Below are 16587 nucleotides of genomic sequence, written 5' to 3'. Positions count from 1 at the left end.
TATTTTTTTGGAAGGCATTTGTCACACTTTAAATTTATTGGTCAAATAACTGTTCGTACATAATGAACATGCCTACACCAACTAACGGAAAAAGAATATTTTATTGTAACAGGAAAACTATCACAAAAAGGTGAGGACATATTTGGTGGGTGCAACAGATGAAATCAATTGTTTTCTTAGGTACAAATAAAACAGGATCAAGCTACGAAGGAATTAAAGCAGCAAAAAGACTTGGTTTCGAGACAATACTTTTAACGAATCGCACTATTTTTGTTGAAGAAAGGGAGGAATATCGCGAAATAGATGACGTACGTCTAGTGAATTTGTCAGAAACAGATGAAATTCTATCAGCCGTTACCGACCTAATTGAAGAGGGGAAAGAGGTTGTTTGCTTTATTAGCTTTTTAGATGAATATATTTATTTAGCGGCTTTGCTTACAAATACTCTTTGTAATACACCTATCACATATGAACCGTTGCAAATTATGAACGACAAAATTTTGACTAGAAGGTATTTAGCCAGAAAAGAATACACTCCGTTTTTTAAGGTTCTAGTCTCAAACGATACAATCGATGATGAGATAAACCAGTTAAAAGACTGCTTTCCTCTAATTATCAAATCTCCTCAATCTAATGGTTCAAAAGATGTAATACTGGTCGAAAATGAGTGGGAATGCAGAAAGGGTGTAAAACAACTTCGCCGTAAAAACTCTGAACTTCCTATATTAGTGGAGGAATATTTAGAGGGACCACAATATTTGATTGAAGTGGTTGTCTATCATTCCAACATTTCAGTTGCAGCAATTGTAGAGCAGGAAGTAACAAAGGGTCAACGGTTTATTATCACGGGGTATTCTGTTTGTCCTGAGTTGTACTTAGAACAACTGCCCGGGCTACAGGAAAGTATTGTTACAATTATAGAGGATTTTCAGTTAAGAAATGGTACTTGCCATTTAGAAATGAAATTAACAAAGAAAGGCTGGAAGCTGATTGAGATTAATCCGAGGATGGCTGGGGGAGCTATGAACCGGATGATTGAGGAAGCGTTTGGTTATAACCTTGCAGAACAAACAATAAGATTGTTCACGGGGTTAGAACCAGATTTAAGGAAAAAACACAATAGGGCTATTTATACCCATTATTTAATCGTTGGTTTAGTTGGGGAGTTACTTAAAGTATCGGGTTGTGAATCAGCCAAGAAACAAGTTGGTGTTTTAGAGGTATACACAAAGGCAAAATATGGTGAACTTGTTACACCACCTCGCTCCATGGGACAACGATATGGGTATGTATTAGCCGGAGGAGATTCAAAGGATCAAGCAAGAGAATGCGCCCTGAATGGTGCGCAGCAAATTCAATTTTACGTGCAGCCTGTTTAGAAACTTAGAAAGGAGGTTTGGTTATGAGGGAAGAACATAAAAATGTATGTATATGTCAGGACCTGGAACAACTTTTAGAAGAACAAAAAAGGTTATCCTTTGATGAATTTCGTTTTTTAAGTGAGGATTTTGGGTATGACACTATTCCATTTATCCTTTCAACAGGAAAGTGTCAATTTGAGGCTTTTGGTTGGGCAAATAATGGTAACTTTTTTACAACAAATGTATTTAGATTAGAAGCGCTAGATGTAAGGAGATGTTGCGCAACAATATCCCTACTGGAACCAGTAGACATAGATGGCTATCCAGTAGATTTATGCGACAATGTTTTTTCATTAAGAACAACCTCAAATTGTATAGTTGTAGATCTTACCTGTTTTATATCACTACAGCCGCTGTCACCTAGATTAGTGGATCGGCTCCTTCCTATAGTGGATCCTAAATGATTGATAAGCCCAATTAGATTGGGCTTATTCTTTTTTTTGAAAAGTGGGTTATTTGGATATGTGTCTATCGCACATTTTTATCGGTATGAATAGGATATATGGAATTATAAAAAGGAGGTAATGTAAATGTCTGGTTCACATGGCGGGTACGGCAGCGGCTTTGCCCTACTAGTTGTATTGTTCATTTTGTTAATTATTATCGGGGCTTCTTGGGGCCGAGGATACTACTAAAAAAAGGGGGTTATATATATGCCATATGGATATGGTTATGGAGGATTTGGCGGTGGCTGTGGATTTGGTGGAGGCTACGGCGGTGGCTGTGGATTTGGCGGCGGCTTTGCGTTAATCGTAGTTTTATTTATCCTATTAATTATCGTAGGTGCAGCTTGTTTTAGATAAAACAAAAGCTGAAACCCTCTTGACTAATCAAGAGGGTTTCCTTTTGTTGAATGTTTCCACTTTTTAAATTCATTGATTTCAACTGATAATTTTTTAAGTGTAAAGCTTATGACGGCGGCATCATCAACTATCCCTAATCCGACGAGAAAATCGGGGACCACATCTAAAGGAGAAACGAAATATAGGATTGCACCAATAATGGTTAAGATTGTAGCGGGCGCAATGTTTCGATATTCGCCTCTTGAATAGGCTTGGACCATATCAAAAAATAATTGCAGCTTTTCCCATACATCACCTAAAGTACCTTTGTTATTTTTTGCCTTGAGTATTGCCTTCTTCAATAAGCCCTCGGTCTTTTTTGGATCATCGATATACCGCTTAGCACCTTCACGATATTTCTTTGCTTCAAAATAAATTTGTGGGTCAACCATTTACATACACTTCCTTAAGTGGATATATAAATTAGTGTGCCACAGGAACATTCATTTCATTTATGCAGAAACATCATCACTTATGATAGGAGTATTTCCCCAGACAATTTCTTCTACCTCATAGCCTTCAAGTGTTTCTTTCTTTAATAAGGTATCGACTAATTGCTGATACTGATGTTGATGACTATTTATTAGATTCTCTGCTCTTTCTATCCCCTTTTCAAACAGTTCTTGCATTTTATCTTCTTTGTCCTGTTTGTTAAAAGTAAGGGTAAAACCACCTTGGAGCATGCCCGTATCTACCATTTGTTCAATAATTTGCTTTGCTTGCTGCACGTCACCACTGACGCCTATGCTATGTTCGCCAAGGAGTATTCTTTCGGCAACACCACCGGCTAATACCATGGCGACCCGATCTAGTAAATCACTTGTCGTGGATAAATGAAGCTCTTTTGGGATAGGTGCCACGTATCCCAGCGCATCACCACGTGGGATAATAGTCGCTTTTCTGACAGAACCTGGCTTCGTTAAGGAAGCTACAATGGCATGCCCTGCTTCGTGAATAGCCACTCGGCGCTTAGTGTCCAAATCCTGTAAAGTACGAGATGTACTTCCTAATATTGTCCGGTCTAGAGCATAATCAAGATCCCCTTTAGTTAATACATCCTGCCCGTTACGAACTGCACGTCTGCTGGCTGTTTCAAATAATGATTGCAGCTCTGCTCCTGAAAAGCCAGAGGTACTTTCTGATAATTCATCTAAAGACGCTAGAACCTCTTCACTAAGTGCTTTCCCTCGTGTATGAATATCCATGATTTCTCGTCTTCCTTTTGTATCCGGAAGTGGTACATGGAAAGTGAAGTCAATTCTACCCGGCCTTAGGAACGCTTCATCAAGCATATCTTTTCTGTTTGTTGCGGCAATAAACAGAATTCCATCATTCGAATGCCCGCCATCAAGCTGGACAAGGAGTTCAGTCAAAGTTTTTTCTGCTTCTTCACCGCCATGGGCTTTTCTTCTGCCAGCTAGGGCATCTACTTCATCAATGAAGATGACAGCCGGACCTTGTTTTCTCGCACTCTGAAATAAAGAGCGGACCCTGCTGGCACCGACTCCAACGAATAATTCGTTAAAAGCTGACCCGCTTGCAGAAAAGAAAGATGCATTTAATTCACGGGCAATTGCCTGAGCTAATAATGTTTTTCCTGTGCCTGGCGGTCCATATAATAAAATACCTTTTGGCGGCTTAATCCCCATTTTAACCGCTCTTTCCGGTTCCTTCAGTGTTGAAAGTGTCTGAAGAATTTCTTCCTTCATTTCTTCACCAATCCCACCAACATCATCTAAACTAATGGATGGAAGAGGTCGTGCTTGAGAAACACTATTCTTCATTGAATTTGATAGACCAAACCCCCCTTTTGTTCTTTGAAGTACGAAAGCAGTTCCAACAAGGGTGAGTAGTACACCCGCCATAATCCACTTTCCAAACCGGCTGCTATTAGAGAAGGAGTAATGAATATTATATTTCTCAACGAGTTTGTCAATCATTTGACTATTCGGCGGAACATGTGATTCGTATTTGAGACCGTCAATTTCCAGTATTATGCTGCCGTCAGAGTGCTCTGTCAGAACTACTTGTTTTCCGTTTTGCTCTTGAATGGTTTCTTCCACTGAAGAAAAAGGAATCTCAATTTTTTTATTGGTTGTTTGGATAATCCAAGTTATCCCTGCCAGTAATATTAGTAACGCTGCGATGAGCGGAATAATCTTTGAGACTAGTTTTTTACTTTGATTCAATATTGTCATCTCCTTATACGAGTCTTATTCTATTATAAAAGGAAAATGGCAAAAGGCGATGTGGGAATGGGTGGAAATAGATTTCCAATTGGATTATTATTAAAGGATTGCAAATTTGACCGCAAGACTATAAGATTAAGGGTACGAGAAAAATTTTTGGATTGACAAAAAGAGAGGAATTTGAAATGGGTAACAATTTTAAAGAAGAGGTATTATCGCGTAGAACCTTTGCGATTATATCTCACCCGGATGCCGGGAAAACAACATTAACAGAAAAATTATTATTATTCGGCGGAGCGATTCGTGACGCTGGTACGGTAAAAGCTAAAAAAACAGGTAAGTTTGCGACAAGTGACTGGATGGAAATTGAAAAGCAACGTGGAATCTCTGTTACGTCCAGCGTTATGCAATTTGATTATAATGATTTTCGTGTCAATATTTTGGACACTCCAGGACACCAGGATTTCAGTGAAGATACGTATCGTACGTTAATGGCTGTTGATAGTGCAGTTATGATTATCGATTCTGCTAAAGGGATTGAGGAACAAACGTTAAAGCTATTTAAAGTATGCCGGATGCGTGGAATTCCAATTTTTACTTTTATTAATAAGCTGGACCGTCAGGGGAAAGCGCCCTTAGAGCTCCTTGCTGAATTAGAAGAGGTTCTTGGAATTGAGTCATATCCGATGAACTGGCCAATTGGGATGGGCAAAGAGTTTCTTGGGATTTATGACCGTTATTACAATCGAATTGAACAATTTAGAGTAAATGAGGAAGACCGTTTCATATCATTAAATAGTGAAGGGGAAATAGAAGGAGAACATCCATTAAAGGCTTCTGGACTTTATGACCAAACGCTGGAAGAGATTATGCTTTTAAATGAGGCTGGTAATGATTTCTCTCCTGAAAAAGTTGCAGATGGTAAGATTACCCCGGTTTTCTTTGGCTCTGCGTTAACAACTTTTGGGGTCCAAACCTTTTTAGAGACATACCTGCAATTTGCTCCTGCTCCGATGGCTCGAAATTCATCGATAGGAGAAATTAATCCGCTTGCTGAACAGTTTTCAGGATTTGTCTTTAAAATTCAGGCAAACATGAACCCAGCCCATCGTGACAGGATTGCTTTCGTCCGTATTTGTTCAGGTAAATTTGAACGAGGAATGACGGTAAATATACCACGCTTAGGTAAACAGATTAAGCTTTCTCAATCCACTTCTTTTATGGCTGAGGAAAGAAACACGGTGGATGAGGCTGTCAGCGGGGACATTATTGGTCTCTATGATACTGGTACTTACCAAATTGGTGATACCATAACTGCAGGTAAAGATAATTTTCAATTTGAAAGACTGCCTCAATTTACACCAGAGCTTTTTGTTAGGGTTTCTGCAAAAAATGTAATGAAACAAAAATCATTTTATAAAGGGATTCAACAGCTGGTTCAGGAAGGTGCCATTCAACTGTACAAAACAGTCAAAACAGATGATTACCTGTTAGGTGCGGTTGGACAGCTGCAATTTGAGGTTTTTGAACATCGAATGAGAAATGAATACAATGCAGAGGTATTGATGGAACGAATTGGTTCTAAAATTGGCAGATGGATAGAAGGAGATGTTGTTGATGAAAATCTCTCGAGTTCTAGAAGTCTGCTTGTAAAGGATCGCTTTGATCATTATGTCTTTTTATTTGAAAATGACTTTGCGCTTCGTTGGTTCCAAGAAAAAAATCCAGACGTGAAGCTTTATAACCCTATGGATCAGCACGAGTAGGATTGGCGGGATTATTCCCGTCATTTTTTTAAATTAAAAATACAGAAAATTCAGACTAATATCTTTGCTATTATTTTTAGAACAACATACAATTAGTACAAGATTCGATAGAACATTTTTGGGAGGGATAGTCATGAACAATGGGTATTTTTTTACGGGATTTCCAGGTTATATTTGTAACCAATTAATTAGAGAAGTTTTGAAAAAGAATGAATTGAAAGGGATTGTTTATGTACTTGTTCTTCAAAGTATGATGGATAAAGCAAGAAAAGAACGACATGCTATTATTACAGAACTAGGTCTGCAGGACGACTTATTTATCCTTATAGAAGGTGACATCACCCAGCCATCACTATTGATCTCTGACGAAACCCAAGAAATTCTAAATGAAAGGGTAACCCATGTTTTTCATCTTGCAGCTATCTTTGATTTGGCAGTACCTGGGGATATTGCTTTTAGAATTAATGTGGATGGCACCAATAATGTGAATAAGTGGGTACGAGGGCTGACTCAATTAAAACGTTATGTCTATTTTAGTACGGCATATGTAGTGGGAGAACGTGAGGGGATCCTTTACGAGACTGAGCTTATTCGTCCCACTAGTTTTAAAAATCATTATGAAGAAACAAAATATGAGGCTGAAGTTTTGGTTGAAAAACTTAAAGAAGAAGTCCCCATTACCATTATTCGGCCTGGGATTGTTAAAGGTCATTCACAAACAGGAGAAACGATAAAGTTTGATGGTCCATACTTTATAATGAACTTTTCGGAGAAATTAAAATTCCTCCCAATCCTTCCGAAATTGGGAAAAGGAGAAGCGTATGTTAATTTGGTCCCGATTGACTATATCATTCAAGCCACAACATATCTCAGTTTTTTCGAAAATGGTATCGGTAAGACCTATCACTTAACCGATCCTCGTCCTTATCGTGCTTCTGAAATTTATATAATTTTGATGGAGGAACTGCTAAACAAAAAACCTATCGGCACCCTCCCATTATCAGTTGGCAAAGGGTTTCTTTCAATAAAGCCGATGAGAAAATATTTAGGGGTTGAAAAAGAAGCACTGGATTATTTTACATGGACGGGTCATTTTGATTGTACTCAAGCTGTGAATGATTTAAAGGAATCAGGAATAAGATGCCCTGATTTTAAGGATGGTGTAAAGGCTATGACAGCATTTTACTTAGAACAAAAGGATAATCCGAACTATCAGATACACATATTATGATTTAATGCATAGAGAGTAATCAAAAATATTTCTTATATTCTTCGTTTATTCGGACGTTTACTGGTAAAACTAACTTGGAAGTAACTTACAGTAGAAGCGAGATAGAGAAATGAAAAAAATGAGTAAATTAGAAGCAGTATTATGGAGTATAGCCTTTCCAGGATTCAGTCAGCTATTAAGTGGTCAGTACATCAAAGGTATTTTCTTTGTGATACTAGAATTTATAATAAATGCGAACAGTCATTTTAATAGTGCGATTATGTACAGTTTCCTAGGTGAAATCAAAAAAGCTGAATCAACCCTAAATTATCAGTGGCTAATGTTTTACCCTTGTGTATATATGTTTGCAATGTGGGATGGTTATCGTTCAGCAATGCCGGCAGAGGAAAAGTACTCATATTTACCTTTTGTATTTTCCGCTTATTTTGTCACAGTAGGTTTAATGATTTCCCCGAAGGTGACGATTTTTAATGTTCATCCAGGTCCTGTTTTTTTACCAATGTCCTTTGTGATCCCAGGGGTATTTATTGGTTATTTAATAAAAAGGATATTACAGCTTCGCGAAAAGAGGCTTCAAATCTAACACAGATTTGGAGTTTTTTTAATGATATTTATTTTGATGCCCCCACAAAGGACGATTATTATTCGTATTTCTTTATTGGAAGTACCGTTGCCAGAACCTACAAAATCAAATCTATCATACTTATGGTATAATTGGTTGAATAGAGAGGTGAGGCAATGCTAGGTTTATTGTTTTTAACCAAAAATAAAAAGCGTACTTTAGAGGAGTCGGTACGATTAATTCAACAGGGTGACCACTCTTTACTTAATGATATTATAGAGGCTTATAAACCATTTATTGCTAAAAGTGTGTCTTCAGTATGTAAACGATATATTTATGAAACTGACGATGAATTTAGTATTGGTCTTATTGCATTTAATGAGGCAATTGAGAAATATTCAGCTGAGAAGGGCAGTTCCGTTCTTAGTTTTGCCGAAGTGATTATAAAACGAAGAGTCATTGATTATATACGAAAGCAAACGAAAAACCAACATGTCAGCATTGACTTAACCTATTCATCATTTGAGGAAGAATCAGCGGGCATGGTAATTGTAAACGAGCTATCACTTGAGGAATATAAGAAAAAGACTGACGAAGAAATTAGGAAGGAAGAAATTATTCAATTTCAAACTCTATTAACTTCATTTGATTTGAGCTTCAGCGATTTAGTTGAGAATTCACCAAAGCATGCGGATGCCAGGGAGAACGCTATCAAAGTAGCGAAGCTATTAGTTGAAAATAGGGAATTAATGGATTCGTTATATGAGAAAAAACGTCTTCCTATAAAGCAGCTAGAAAAAATGGTGAATGTCAGCAGGAAGACGATTGAACGAAACCGGAAATATATTATTGCGATTGCACTAATATTATCAAGTGATTATGTTTATTTAAACGATTATTTAAAGGGGGTGCTAGAGACATGAGAAGGGGAGTTATAATCGAAGTTAATGATCCTTATTTGACGTTGTTAACTTCTGATGGAGAGTTTTTGCGTGCCCGCAAAATGGATAGAATTTATTCTATAGGGGAAGAAATAGATTTTTTTCCTGTTACTGATTATCTTCATAGCAAGAAGACTAAATCATTTAAAAACTTTTTTACTTTAAAAACAGTTTGGATGACGATGGCGGTTCTGATGATATGTTTAGGGTCAATTATCCCAGTTTATCAAAGTAATAAAGCTTATGCTTATATGTCTATTGATGCTGGCACTAGGATGGAATTGGGATTAAATAAGGATATGCAGGTAGTTGAATTAAAGGGATTTAATCATGAAGCAAAAAAAGTTATCTCAGAACTAGATAATTGGAAGAAAATGGATGCTTCTGAGTTAACTTCAATAATATTAACAGAGTTAAAAGAAGAGGGGCATATAACCCAAGCTGAGCCAGTTGTTATTTCAACAGTTAAAACGGATGAGCTAAAAGAGGCTGGGACAGCAAAACTTCAGGAGAATATCCAGCAAATTAAACAAAAAGTGGATAAAAATCTTGTAGTATTAACAATGTATACAAGTACTGAGGACGAAGTAGAAAAGGCCCAAGAATCAGGTATTCCGGTAGGTGTCTATCATAGAAATAAAAATAACTCTGCACAAAAAAAGCAGACAAAAGAAAAAGATAAACAAATAAAAAAGGAGATAGCAAAACCAACAGACATTACTCCGACAGAGTCTTCTTCAACTACAGCGCTGCCACCTGGTCAGCAAAACAAACTAGACCAAGATAACAAAAATGAAAATGGTAATCCACAGGTGTACCAAAACCAGGATGATAATAGCCAAGATAACCATTCAATACCAACAGAGCAAGGTAATGGGAAGCAGACTCCACCTGGATTAAACAAAGATGGCACGGACAAAGGTAATCGAAATCAAGTTAATCTTGGAGCGAACAACAAGCAAGAAAAATCGAAAACCAATAATCAAAATAAACCTGCCAAACAAGAGAAAAATGGCAAAAAATAAGTCCGGCAAAAATGCCGGACTTTTTCCATGTTTATTCAGTTAAATTATTGTTGTTGCCCTGCCATTTGAGCTTGCGCAGATTTTACTAATCTTTTCGTGATTTCGCCGCCAACAGAACCATTTGCACGGGACACTGTATCAGACCCTAAATTAACCCCAAACTCTTGGGCTATTTCATATTTAACTTGATCAAGGTATTGCTCTATTCCTGGAACTAATAATTTATTGCTGCTGTTAGCCATTATTTTCAACTCCTTGTTATCTATACAGAGATTTTTTCTCTGTATTTGTATTATGATTCAAATAACTATTTTAATAAGTGGAAATGTTTTGCGGATTTGGAACGTTATAAACAAATTAGTCAGTCCCTTTGCTAACGTCTATGGTTGGGTGCATAAAAGGATATGCTTTAGGTTTTTTTTTGCTTTCGAGCAGTTCCCGATTTTCTGTAGTATTCCAGCCGATATCGTTTGTCGGGTGAACCCATTCATCCCCTGCCATAATTTCTGGGTCAGTGTCTTCCGTCCAGTTCTCTAATGGTGAATTGGGAGAGGAATATTCACTGTCTCCAATTACTACGCCATGTTCATTTACAAAAGGCGGCTGCATTTTGATTCCAGTGCCTTCAAAACTTGGGGCATTTATCTGATGCGGCATTGTTTCGTTAATCGTTAGATTTTCATCTGTTTCTTTGTTTTCTTTAGTCATTTTCCTCACTCCTATTTTTCTTTATTTTTCTCTGGATGAACAAATTTATTTATGAAAAATAAGGAAGTGATTGAATTTCCTCTTTTGTAAAAACTAATGGTGTAACACAAAAAAGGGAGGATGAAAAGAATGGCTAAGCGTAAAGCAGAACATGACGCAGTAAATAAATATTCAAAAACTCCACATAAAAATGTTCAGGAAAGTGAGTTTTCAGCAGAATATGCTGGTACTGAGGATGCCATTCGTGTTCAAAACCGAAATTCAAAGCTTGGTAAAAAAGGAAGAAGCTAATGAAAGAGAAAAAAACTGTACAAAACACACGTGAAGAATTCAGCATTGAATTTGGTGACGTAAATGGAACAAAGTTATATGAAGTGCTACAGGCGAGAAATAGCGATAAAAAACGTTCGAATAAAGAAAAATAAGCCGGCTGAAACAGCCGGCTATTTTTTAAACTTTAAATGGAAAAATAATCGTTCCTTTATTTGCTGGATCGAAATAAGCCAATAAATAAGTTTGGATTTTTACAATTTTGCCTGATGTTAAGTAGACGGAAAGATCAAAAGACAAATCCTCAATCATGGTATGCTTATATAAATCTTTCTCATCAAGCGCTAAATCCAAATATTCATGCCCAAGATGTGATGGATTGTCTACTACTTGTTTATATATTTCTGTTCTCGTCTGTTTATTAGAGCTTTGTTCCCACCATGGTTTCCGTGGCTTGTACTTATGATTAATTAAATAATCATATTTCATCAGACCAGAAATGATGTCAAGATCGCTTACGGATTTCGATTCTAAAAAGGAGAACAATCTTCGGAATAAATCTTCTAATTGGTGTCCAATTCTCGACCATCCCTGCTTATCCCAAAATCCTCCAAACTCCTGAAAAAAGTCAAATGGTGAAGGAAACACCTTCGTTACTAAATATTCAATTGTATGATTCATTCGATGATCATTCCAATATTTTTCTAAAACATCCTCCACTTGTTTTATTCTGAGAATATCATTAAATGGCAAGACATTATTCCCCAGAATCTCATAAGGCGATTGATCCATATAAATATAGTTATGGTCAGCTGCACGGAGTCTTAGTCCCGTTCCTCTTAACATTTTTAAAAAACCTAATTGCAGTTCTTCTGGACGAAGTTCAAAGACATCATTAAACGTTTTACGAAATGAAGAGTAGTCTTCCTCTGGCAGCCCTGCAATTAAATCAAGGTGCTGATCTATTTTCCCGCCGTCCTTCACCATTGTCACGGTTCTAGTCAATTTTTCAAAATTTTGTTTCCTCATTACAAGTTCATTCGTATAATCATTGGTTGATTGTACACCAATCTCAAAACGGAAGAGTCCTTTAGGGGCTTCATTATTCAAAAACTCGATAACCTCAGGTCTCATGATATCGGCCGTAATCTCAAATTGAAAAACTGTTCCTGGCAGATGTTCATCTATTAAGAACCGAAACATTTCCATTGCATAGCTCCTGCTAATATTAAAAGTACGGTCAACAAATTTAATGGTTTTGGCCCCGTTTGCCATTAAATATCGGATATCATCCTTAATTTTCTCTCTGTCAAAATAGCGTACTCCTACTTCAATGGAAGAAAGACAAAATTGACAGTTAAATGGACATCCTCTGCTTGTCTCTATATAAGTGACACGCTTTCCTAAATGAGCAACATCTTCAGGAAATCTGTATGGAGATGGAAGTTCTTTTAGATCGAGTTTGTTCATCTGAGGGGTAACTCTTACTTTTCCATTTTCACGGTAGGCGATTCCGTGGACGTTTCTATAATCTCCTTCACCATTCATTTCCGTAAGTAACTGTTTAAATGAATGTTCTCCTTCGCCAATAATAATAAAGTCCACACTTGGAAGTTTTTCCATCCATTCTACAGTATCATAAGTAACTTCAGGTCCACCTAAAACAATTTGGATAGAAGGGTCAATCTTTTTCAGCATATTAACCACTTTAATCGTTTCTTCAATGTTCCAAATGTAACAGCTAAAGCCGATGATTTTTGGTTTTTGCTGATAGAGGTCTGATACGATGTTCATGGCGGGATCTTTAATTGTATATTCCTTCAGCTGGATATTGAATTCTGGAGCTGCAAAAGCCTTTAGGTAACGAATGGCTAAATTCGTATGTATATATTTAGCATTTAAGGTACTGCAAATAACGTTCATTATAAAACTCCTTCGAAAAAATTAAAACAATAGTATATTATACCCCATTATTGAAAAAAGCGATAACAGAAGCAGTATGATATTTCTGTTATACCACAGCGAATTCCCTGTTATACAATTATTTTTACGAATAAATCCATATAAATTAGCGTTTTTTTGGTTATTTTTAAAGTGTTATAGAATTTTTTAATGATGTTTGATTTTTGTCACAGCGTAAAAAAAACATATGTCCTACAATAAATGAGGGGAATTTATATTATATGTATTTTCAGTCTTTTTGAACAAGAAGGGGAGGGACACTATGTCTATTTTACCGATGAAAAATGAGCTTGGGTTCTTTGAGATTCGTCTCGAATCAATAGGGGGTCTTGGAGCAAACTTAGCCGGAAAAATGCTTGCTGAGGCAGGAGTACTAGGTCTAGGGTTGAATGGATCTAACTTTTCATCATATGGCTCCGAAAAGAAAGGGTCACCTGTTAAAAGCTTTACTCGTTATTGTGAACCAGAAGTTGAAATAAGAGATCACAGCCCCATTGAGCAGCCGCATATTGTTGCCGTTTTTCATGAAGCACTATATAAAACTGTTGATGTTGTCAGTGGTTTGAATGCTGATGGTATTGCTCTTGTGAACACTGCAAGAGAGTTTGATGAAGTTAGAAGAGATTTAAAATTAGAATATGGAACACTTGCTATAGTTGATGCCTTAACGATTGCGGTTGAGGAAAAAACGAAAGTGAATACAGCAATGCTGGGTGCTTTATATCGTATTTGTGATTTTCTAGACCCTGATTCAATGAGAAACGTCATTCGAAAAACCTTTGAAAAGAAATACCCACATCTGGTTGAACCTAATATACGTACATTCGATCGCGGGTTTAAAGAAGTTCAATTTAAAACATATGAAGTCCCCGAGAGTGCAGAAGGAAAAAGTTTTACGCGTCCACTGCCACAATTAGGATATTTGACACAAGAACTTGGCGGAGTTATGACAACTCAAGCCAATAGTATTATGAAAGATTTAAGTGGATCTAGACAAGGATTCCTTCCAGAGTTACTAAAGGATAAATGTATCCATTGTGCTGCTTGTGATAATGTCTGTCCAGATTATTGCTTTGTTTGGGAAGCAGGCGAGGATAAAAAGGGCAGGAAGCAAATGTTCCTCAAAGGGATTGATTATCAATATTGTAAGGGCTGTCTAAAATGCGTAGAGGCTTGTCCAACTGATGCACTTGGAGATCTTCGTGAAATGATTGGGTATGCAGAAGCTAATCGCGTAAAACAGAACTTTCCGTATATAGCAGGAGGGATTTCGTAATGGCAATGCTGGAGGATAAAATTACTAGTTTGGCTGTCGCTGAGCAGCTCTCAACCTTTGAATCAGGAAATGAAATGGCTGCAATGGCAGCAGCACAAATCAATTATCACATTATGGGTTATTTTCCAATTACGCCTTCTACTGAAGTAGCGCAATTTTTAGACCAAATGCAAGCCCGCGGCGAGCATGATATTAAGTTAATCCCAGCAGATGGTGAACATGGGTCAGCCGGTATTTGCTATGGTGCAGCTGCTACTGGTGCCAGGGTATTTAATGCAACTAGTGCAAATGGACTCCTATATATGATTGAACAGCTTCCTGTTCAAGCAGGAACTCGTTTTCCAATGGTAATGAACCTTGTTACGCGTTCAGTCAGCGGACCTCTTGATATAAGAGGAGATCATTCTGACCTTTACTTTGCGTTAAATACAGGATGGGTAATCTTAACAGCTAGAACTCCACAGGCTGTCTATGATATGAATATTATGGCTCTTAAAATTGCAGAACATTCTAAAGTACGCTTGCCAGTTATCGTGGCCTACGATGGTTTTTTTACTTCGCATCAGAAGCGTCGAGTACAATACTTTAAAGAAAGAAAAGTGGTACAACAATTTGTAGGTGAGTGTCCAACAGATTATCATTTTGCTAGAGATCCCAAAAAGCCAGTTACGATTGGTGCACATATGAATGGTGATGATCTAATCAACAACCATTTCCAACAATCTGATGCTATTTATGCTGCTGGCGAGGTATTTAGAGAGGTTGCGGCAGAATATGCCCGCATTTCTGGCCGTGAATACCCCGTATTAGATTTATACAAAATGGAAGATGCAGAGGTTGCATTATTCTTATTAAACTCTGCTGCAGAATCGGCAAAAGATGTTGTGGACCAATTACGTGCACGAGGGATTAAGGTGGGGGTTATCAGCCCAAATATCATTCGTCCTTTCCCAGCGAAAGAAATCCGTGAAGCTCTTAAAAATGTAAAAGCATTATTAGTGGGCGAGCGGGCAGATTCATATGGTGCAAATGGACCGAATTTAACCCATGAAGTAAAATCAGCAATTCAAGAAGATAGAAATAACCAAACTATCGTTCTTAGCCGTGTTTTTGGTCTTGGAGGTAAGGATTTCTACGCAAGTGACGCTGAGAAATTTTTCGATATGACCATTGAAGCGATGGAAAAAGGGTTTGCTGAAAAACCATTTGATTATTATGGACATGTTCCAGGTAAGCCAGAAAAAATGCTTAAGCCTGTGATTACACCACAGCATGGTGATGTGTACAAATCTGGTTTAATAGATGTAAGAATGGATGAAGAAACAAATAAACTTAAGGTTAAAATACCGCCGCTTCGTGCACTAACTGGTAAGCCTAAGCGAATTGCTTCCGGCCACGGAGCATGTCCAGGATGCGGTATATTTGCGGGATTAGAACTATTCTTTAAAGGGATAGAAGGGGATATCGTCACATTATTCCAAACAGGCTGTGCCTATGTAACGACCACTTCTTATCCGAATAGTTCTCATAAACAAACGATGATCCACAACCTATTTCAAAATGGGGCTGCTACGCTATCGGGAACATTAGAAGCATTCCTTGAATTAAAACGCCGTGGTGAAATTGAAGTTTCTGATGATGCAACGTTTGTAATGATTACCGGAGACGGCGGTATGGACATCGGAATGGGTTCTGCGATTGGTACAGCCCTTCGTGGTCATAAGCTAATAATGCTTGAATATGATAATGAAGGATATATGAATACAGGCTCACAAATGTCTTATTCTACACCAATTGGTCATATGACAAGCACATCTGGTGTTGGTAAGGTACGAAAGGGAAAAGGATTCCATCATAAGGATACCGCGCAAATTATGGCGGCAACCAATATTCCTTACGTATTTACAGGTGCTGAAGCGTTCCCGCAAGACTTAATTAAAAAGGGTGCGAAGGCTCAATGGTACGCACAAAATGTAGGAACGGTTTATGGGAAAATTCTTATTACCTGTCCGCTTAACTGGAAATCGGAAGACCGCTATGGTGCAACGATATTGGAGCAGGCCGTAAATTCTTGCTTCTTCCCGCTGTATGAGGTCGAACAGGGTGTTACAAGCATTACGTACAATCCAGAAGATAAAAACAAACGAGTAGCTATTTCTGAATGGCTTAAATACATGGGTAAAACAAAACATCTACTAAAAGAAGAAAACAAACCTATTTTAGAAGAATTCGAAGCAGAAGTAGAAAAAAGATGGCAGCGCCTAAAAGCAAAGCACGAAAATCCATTCCTTTAGGTGAAAAAAGGTGAAGCGCAAAAATTGCGCTTTACCTTTTTCTGTTCATTTTCCAACAGAATTACTAATATTGTTAATATTTTTTTGTCAAGTAAAAAGG

General features: G+C 37.5%; 18 protein-coding genes. 13 read left to right on the top strand and 5 right to left on the bottom strand.

Features of this window, described 5'->3' with window-relative positions:
- Positions 1-158: 158 nt before the first annotated feature.
- The 4 genes from QFZ31_RS13775 (at position 159) to QFZ31_RS13760 (ending at position 2224) form a co-directional block, all read left to right on the top strand.
- Positions 159-1379 carry an ATP-grasp domain-containing protein gene (locus QFZ31_RS13775; protein WP_307303589.1) on the top strand — a complete coding sequence of 407 codons (1221 nt, stop codon included), beginning with the start codon at positions 159-161 and terminating at the stop codon, positions 1377-1379.
- Between the two features lie 23 nt (positions 1380-1402).
- Positions 1403-1825 carry a CotY/CotZ family spore coat protein gene (locus QFZ31_RS13770; RefSeq protein ID WP_307303588.1) on the top strand — a complete coding sequence of 141 codons (423 nt, stop codon included), beginning with the start codon at positions 1403-1405 and terminating at the stop codon, positions 1823-1825.
- A 126-nt stretch (positions 1826-1951) separates the two neighbouring features.
- The gene (locus tag QFZ31_RS13765; protein ID WP_179597568.1) at positions 1952-2056 is read left to right on the top strand and encodes a YjcZ family sporulation protein; all 105 of its coding nucleotides are present in this window, start codon (positions 1952-1954) and stop codon (positions 2054-2056) included.
- Positions 2057-2074: 18 nt separating this feature from the next.
- Positions 2075-2224 carry a YjcZ family sporulation protein gene (locus QFZ31_RS13760; RefSeq protein ID WP_179597566.1) on the top strand — a complete coding sequence of 50 codons (150 nt, stop codon included), beginning with the start codon at positions 2075-2077 and terminating at the stop codon, positions 2222-2224.
- Between the two features lie 23 nt (positions 2225-2247).
- On the opposite strand, the gene QFZ31_RS13755 is transcribed toward QFZ31_RS13760, so the two are convergent.
- Complete coding sequence (locus QFZ31_RS13755; protein ID WP_179597564.1) at positions 2248-2655, bottom strand: YkvA family protein; 408 nt, start codon at positions 2653-2655, stop codon at positions 2248-2250.
- Positions 2656-2715: 60 nt separating this feature from the next.
- Complete coding sequence (locus tag QFZ31_RS13750; RefSeq protein ID WP_307303583.1) at positions 2716-4452, bottom strand: AAA family ATPase; 1737 nt, start codon at positions 4450-4452, stop codon at positions 2716-2718.
- A 185-nt stretch (positions 4453-4637) separates the two neighbouring features.
- On the opposite strand from QFZ31_RS13750, the gene QFZ31_RS13745 reads away from it, so the two are divergent.
- From QFZ31_RS13745 to QFZ31_RS13725, 5 genes are all read left to right on the top strand, one after another.
- Positions 4638-6218 (top strand): peptide chain release factor 3, encoded by a 1581-nt coding sequence (locus tag QFZ31_RS13745; protein WP_307303581.1) that lies wholly within the window; start codon positions 4638-4640, stop codon positions 6216-6218.
- A 133-nt stretch (positions 6219-6351) separates the two neighbouring features.
- The gene (locus QFZ31_RS13740) at positions 6352-7449 is read left to right on the top strand and encodes an SDR family oxidoreductase (protein WP_307303579.1); all 1098 of its coding nucleotides are present in this window, start codon (positions 6352-6354) and stop codon (positions 7447-7449) included.
- Between the two features lie 109 nt (positions 7450-7558).
- Entirely contained in the window at positions 7559-8032 is a 474-nt protein-coding gene (locus QFZ31_RS13735) for a hypothetical protein (RefSeq protein WP_307303577.1), read from the top strand.
- Positions 8033-8187: 155 nt separating this feature from the next.
- Entirely contained in the window at positions 8188-8934 is a 747-nt protein-coding gene (gene sigI, locus QFZ31_RS13730; protein WP_307303576.1) for an RNA polymerase sigma factor SigI, read from the top strand.
- Positions 8931-9977 (top strand): anti-sigma factor domain-containing protein, encoded by a 1047-nt coding sequence (locus QFZ31_RS13725; RefSeq protein WP_307303574.1) that lies wholly within the window; start codon positions 8931-8933, stop codon positions 9975-9977. Before sigI ends, QFZ31_RS13725 begins: the two co-directional genes overlap by 4 nt.
- Positions 9978-10021: 44 nt before the next feature.
- On the opposite strand, the gene QFZ31_RS13720 is transcribed toward QFZ31_RS13725, so the two are convergent.
- Together QFZ31_RS13720 and QFZ31_RS13715 are read right to left on the bottom strand one after the other, a co-directional pair.
- Positions 10022-10219, bottom strand: a complete 198-nt coding sequence (locus QFZ31_RS13720; RefSeq protein ID WP_306072446.1) for an alpha/beta-type small acid-soluble spore protein — start codon at positions 10217-10219, stop codon at positions 10022-10024.
- 115 nt (positions 10220-10334) lie between these two features.
- Entirely contained in the window at positions 10335-10685 is a 351-nt protein-coding gene (locus tag QFZ31_RS13715; RefSeq protein WP_179597549.1) for a DUF3905 domain-containing protein, read from the bottom strand.
- A gap of 129 nt (positions 10686-10814) precedes the next feature.
- On the opposite strand from QFZ31_RS13715, the gene QFZ31_RS13710 reads away from it, so the two are divergent.
- Together QFZ31_RS13710 and QFZ31_RS13705 are read left to right on the top strand one after the other, a co-directional pair.
- Positions 10815-10976 carry a hypothetical protein gene (locus QFZ31_RS13710; RefSeq protein WP_179597547.1) on the top strand — a complete coding sequence of 54 codons (162 nt, stop codon included), beginning with the start codon at positions 10815-10817 and terminating at the stop codon, positions 10974-10976.
- Positions 10976-11110, top strand: coding sequence for a hypothetical protein (locus QFZ31_RS13705; RefSeq protein ID WP_307303573.1), 135 nt, complete (start codon positions 10976-10978; stop codon positions 11108-11110). Before QFZ31_RS13710 ends, QFZ31_RS13705 begins: the two co-directional genes overlap by 1 nt.
- 25 nt (positions 11111-11135) lie before the next feature.
- On the opposite strand, the gene QFZ31_RS13700 is transcribed toward QFZ31_RS13705, so the two are convergent.
- Entirely contained in the window at positions 11136-12878 is a 1743-nt protein-coding gene (locus tag QFZ31_RS13700) for a B12-binding domain-containing radical SAM protein (RefSeq protein WP_307303572.1), read from the bottom strand.
- A gap of 301 nt (positions 12879-13179) precedes the next feature.
- On the opposite strand from QFZ31_RS13700, the gene QFZ31_RS13695 reads away from it, so the two are divergent.
- Both QFZ31_RS13695 and QFZ31_RS13690 read left to right on the top strand, forming a co-directional pair.
- Positions 13180-14193 (top strand): 2-oxoacid:acceptor oxidoreductase family protein, encoded by a 1014-nt coding sequence (locus QFZ31_RS13695; protein ID WP_307303571.1) that lies wholly within the window; start codon positions 13180-13182, stop codon positions 14191-14193.
- On the top strand, positions 14193-16487 hold the full coding sequence (locus tag QFZ31_RS13690; protein WP_307303570.1) for a thiamine pyrophosphate-dependent enzyme: 2295 nt from the start codon (positions 14193-14195) through the stop codon (positions 16485-16487). The genes QFZ31_RS13695 and QFZ31_RS13690 overlap by 1 nt, the downstream gene beginning before the upstream one ends.
- The last annotated feature ends 100 nt before the right edge of the window (positions 16488-16587 follow it).

Origin of the sequence: Neobacillus niacini, assembly GCF_030817595.1 — a bacterium.
Taxonomy (GTDB): Bacteria; Bacillota; Bacilli; order Bacillales; family Cytobacillaceae; genus Neobacillus; species Neobacillus niacini_G.
This window is presented reverse-complemented; position numbering and strand designations above follow the sequence as displayed.

What these genes read in the sequence shown, in the direction of transcription:
- QFZ31_RS13775 (WP_307303589.1), top strand. Translation starts at nt 159, where the DNA reads ATGAAATCAATTGTTTTCTTAGGTACAAATAAAACAGGATCAAGCTAC.
- QFZ31_RS13770 (WP_307303588.1), top strand. Translation starts at nt 1,403, where the DNA reads ATGAGGGAAGAACATAAAAATGTATGTATATGTCAGGACCTGGAACAA.
- QFZ31_RS13765 (WP_179597568.1), top strand. Translation starts at nt 1,952, where the DNA reads ATGTCTGGTTCACATGGCGGGTACGGCAGCGGCTTTGCCCTACTAGTT.
- QFZ31_RS13760 (WP_179597566.1), top strand. Translation starts at nt 2,075, where the DNA reads ATGCCATATGGATATGGTTATGGAGGATTTGGCGGTGGCTGTGGATTT.
- QFZ31_RS13755 (WP_179597564.1), bottom strand. Translation starts at nt 2,655, where the DNA reads ATGGTTGACCCACAAATTTATTTTGAAGCAAAGAAATATCGTGAAGGT.
- QFZ31_RS13745 (WP_307303581.1), top strand. Translation starts at nt 4,638, where the DNA reads ATGGGTAACAATTTTAAAGAAGAGGTATTATCGCGTAGAACCTTTGCG.
- QFZ31_RS13740 (WP_307303579.1), top strand. Translation starts at nt 6,352, where the DNA reads ATGAACAATGGGTATTTTTTTACGGGATTTCCAGGTTATATTTGTAAC.
- QFZ31_RS13735 (WP_307303577.1), top strand. Translation starts at nt 7,559, where the DNA reads ATGAAAAAAATGAGTAAATTAGAAGCAGTATTATGGAGTATAGCCTTT.
- sigI (WP_307303576.1), top strand. Translation starts at nt 8,188, where the DNA reads ATGCTAGGTTTATTGTTTTTAACCAAAAATAAAAAGCGTACTTTAGAG.
- QFZ31_RS13725 (WP_307303574.1), top strand. Translation starts at nt 8,931, where the DNA reads ATGAGAAGGGGAGTTATAATCGAAGTTAATGATCCTTATTTGACGTTG.
- QFZ31_RS13720 (WP_306072446.1), bottom strand. Translation starts at nt 10,219, where the DNA reads ATGGCTAACAGCAGCAATAAATTATTAGTTCCAGGAATAGAGCAATAC.
- QFZ31_RS13715 (WP_179597549.1), bottom strand. Translation starts at nt 10,685, where the DNA reads ATGACTAAAGAAAACAAAGAAACAGATGAAAATCTAACGATTAACGAA.
- QFZ31_RS13710 (WP_179597547.1), top strand. Translation starts at nt 10,815, where the DNA reads ATGGCTAAGCGTAAAGCAGAACATGACGCAGTAAATAAATATTCAAAA.
- QFZ31_RS13705 (WP_307303573.1), top strand. Translation starts at nt 10,976, where the DNA reads ATGAAAGAGAAAAAAACTGTACAAAACACACGTGAAGAATTCAGCATT.
- QFZ31_RS13700 (WP_307303572.1), bottom strand. Translation starts at nt 12,878, where the DNA reads ATGAACGTTATTTGCAGTACCTTAAATGCTAAATATATACATACGAAT.
- QFZ31_RS13695 (WP_307303571.1), top strand. Translation starts at nt 13,180, where the DNA reads ATGTCTATTTTACCGATGAAAAATGAGCTTGGGTTCTTTGAGATTCGT.
- QFZ31_RS13690 (WP_307303570.1), top strand. Translation starts at nt 14,193, where the DNA reads ATGGCAATGCTGGAGGATAAAATTACTAGTTTGGCTGTCGCTGAGCAG.